Source organism: Candidatus Cardinium sp. cBcalN2, from assembly GCF_022810445.1.
Lineage (GTDB): Bacteria > Bacteroidota > Bacteroidia > Cytophagales > Amoebophilaceae > Cardinium.
In genome coordinates this window covers 1-3,049 of the sequence record NZ_JAACGD010000063.1, presented here as the reverse complement: position 1 = coordinate 3,049, position 3,049 = coordinate 1, and the positions used below count along the sequence as shown (strand labels likewise).

Here is a 3,049-nt window from a genome sequence, read left to right as displayed (position 1 = left end):
AGGGCTGCTTGCTGATCGCAACTATTTTACAAGGGGCGTTTTTGCTTTTTCTACGTAGCTTCGCCACTGCGCTGAACGGCTACCTAAGTGTGTGCTTTCAGCAACTTTTTACAAGGGGCATTTTTTCTTTTTGTGTGTACTGCTGCCACAGTAGTGAAAGAAAAAAGTAAGGTAAAAATACATTATTTACCATTCGGCTGAATGGCTATCAAGGTTAGCGCTTAAAAAAAATAAGATCTAATATCTGCTCGAATAAAGAGTTTTGGAAACTAGAGATGATAGGGCTACTAGTTAATTCATTATCCTATGTTACTAGTTGTATTGAGCAAGCTTGCATTTAGGCATGCTGGCCAGGTAGGTGATTGATTATTTTGACTAAAATAATTACTATATACCATATAGGCCCAGCTAGGTAAAATAATCACTACAAATATGCTCCCAACTACTAATAGCAATGGTAATGATTTGCTATTTTGATTGGTAACTAAAAATCTATTTTCTGCTTCATGTATGGTGCAGATTCCGTCTGCTACCATGCCCTGCAGCGACAAGGGTAATCTTGCTAACCGTTGCTGACATGCTAGCTCTGTTTTTTCTTCTTCTATTTTTTCTCTTGCATGACGGTCCCCCATGGTTAGTACTTGTGTTGCATTTGTACATGATAATAGGGTATTAAATAGTAACAAAGGGATCCACAAGACTACGCTGTAAGGTATATTTTTTTTCATATATATATTGGATAAAGCTTGCACATTCATATTAGCAAAAAAAAACATGATCACAAAAAAATTAACTACAAAATAGTAATCCTTTTTGTTAAGTCTTAATGTACAAGGCATGGACAATAAACTGCTTGCGTAACGTGCTTATCTCGAGGCGTTTCTAAGCAGCAGAGCGCACCAAACCGGGGCATGCTAGGCTTATGTAATTAGTTGCCCTTTTTGTATCAATTTATACTTCATAGTTACGGAATAGCTGCTAGATAGTTTCATTATAAACTATTGGCTTTCCACAAGACCACACGATTTAACCATATAAGTTTAGGATAATTAAAAAAAAATACATACCATTCATTTTTAGACAAATTAGGCTATAAAAGCCAAGCAGTCACTAGCCTTATATGCTTCATATACGCAATAATTATTTGACTAAAGAGGCTTTTTTTGACCGCTGCCTTTGCAGCGATGAGAATAGTTTTTTTAAGTGTCAACCATTGGTTAAATGGATGCTCTTACTAATATAAACAGTTAAGCATAAGATGTATATAAGTAAGCATAAGATGCATATATGGTATTAGGCGGCTATAACAAGCATAAGTTTAAATACAGCAGTATCTTTTAACTCCATAACTAGATAGATTAAATAATAATGAAAACAAAAAATAACCAAAACGTAAAGCCCATAAAAATCTTGGCAAATGCGCCATTGTATTGTGCCCTACTCGTTTCGACTGGATGCATTTTTGGGGAACAAAAACCTATTCAAGACGTTATGTCTGTACAAGGAAAAAATAAAGAAAACGATCATAAAACACTTGATGAAGGTCAAGATACCACTCAGGATGGCCAAGTAAATGTAGCATTTACTTCGGATAGTCCAATAGAATCCGATAAAGTAGAGTCAGACGCTGGTTCAAAACAACAACCAAGCGGCTCTTCTAAAGCTGCTATAGAAAAAGATAGTAACAAGGCAGTTCTTTCAGGTGCAAATAGTGGAGCTACATCCACTGAATCAGGTGAAAATAAACAGGACCAAAATCAAATAATAGATGATCCTAATAATAAGAATGAAGGTAACAACATCGCACCCCAAGGTGATGATGAAGTAAAAAACAGTGCTGGTAGTAGCCAAACAGACCATAATGCATCATCTAGCTTGATGCTTTCAATCAAATCTTATTGGAATTTAGTTCAAGAAAACACATCAGTAGATAAAAAAATAGAACTTGAATTAGAAGATATTGAAAAGAAGGTAGAAGAGATAGCAAGACTGCAAGAAGAAATAAAAGAAATATTGAAAAAGGGCTATAACCTACCAAAAAAATTCGAAAAAAGTAAGAAGCAGTTGATAAACAACTTCATGAAATACTACCAGGAGACAGTTCCAAAGCTTCTACAAAAAACTTGGAATGATGCTGCTTTGAGCGAAAGTCAGAAAAAAGCAAACATAAAAAAAGAAATAGAACACGCGATGCAAGATGCGCTAGAACTAGCAAATGAATACGTAGAAACTTTAAGAGAAACAATTCAGAAAAAAAAGAAGAAATAAAAATAGAGCTTGCATAAGCTTGCTTATGCTGCAGGATTTATAGGAGCCACGAACAAAAAATCCGCTGGCATACTAGATATCAGTAAGAATTTAAGCACCAGGTTTATTTGAAGCCCACCTAGTCGGCTTCAAATAAACCTGGTTTTCTATTTCAGCTGTAAGGGTCACTTTCTGAGCGTAACATTTTACAAGAGGCTTTTTTGGGGTGCACTTCTGCCAAAGTAGTAAATAGATACCGGTTTCTATTCTTTATTCCTGAAAATTTTATTAGAGTTTAGAAAAAATTCGTATACTTGCTTCAGACTTGATCAAGATAGGTGACCAACCAAACAAATTAATTGAAGTGGTAAGGGTTAGTAGAATATTTTATCAGTTAGTCTTAGTTCTTTGAAATTATATAGCTGAAAAATCATAGAAAGTAGAGGTAGTTGTTTAATGCAAGTAGGGGCATCAACTTGAGATCTATGTTTTATTGATTTTGAAATATAATGGTCTTAGTTTTTTTCAGTCTGCTAGTACACCGCTACTTTTATCCTAATTTTTGCTTGATCAAAAAGTGGACAAAAAATGAAGACTTGTGCAAAAAGTTGGTATCTGTTCATTACATTGGTAAAAAATGAATCTTTATTGTTACTTTTTTCTTGATAAAAAAGTAACCAAAAAATCAAGCCCTCAGTAAAAAGTTGCAGCAATCACCTGTTAGAGCTGTAAAAACAGAACTCACCCGCTGCGCGGGTTCAAACAAGCTGTTTTTCTAATCAGCTTTAATAGGTGATTGCCC

General features: G+C 34.8%; 2 protein-coding genes. One reads left to right on the top strand and one right to left on the bottom strand.

What is annotated here, in order from left to right; all coding sequences use genetic code 11:
* Positions 1-299 precede the first annotated feature (299 nt).
* A complete protein-coding gene (locus MUW74_RS01865; RefSeq protein ID WP_243517880.1) occupies positions 300-728 on the bottom strand; it encodes a hypothetical protein in 429 nt (142 codons plus the stop codon).
* A 640-nt stretch (positions 729-1,368) separates the two neighbouring features.
* On the opposite strand from MUW74_RS01865, the gene MUW74_RS01860 reads away from it, so the two are divergent.
* On the top strand, positions 1,369-2,268 hold the full coding sequence (locus MUW74_RS01860; RefSeq protein WP_243517879.1) for a hypothetical protein: 900 nt from the start codon (positions 1,369-1,371) through the stop codon (positions 2,266-2,268).
* The last annotated feature ends 781 nt before the right edge of the window (positions 2,269-3,049 follow it).

What these genes read in the sequence shown, in the direction of transcription:
- MUW74_RS01865 (WP_243517880.1), bottom strand. Translation starts at nt 728, where the DNA reads ATGAAAAAAAATATACCTTACAGCGTAGTCTTGTGGATCCCTTTGTTA.
- MUW74_RS01860 (WP_243517879.1), top strand. Translation starts at nt 1,369, where the DNA reads ATGAAAACAAAAAATAACCAAAACGTAAAGCCCATAAAAATCTTGGCA.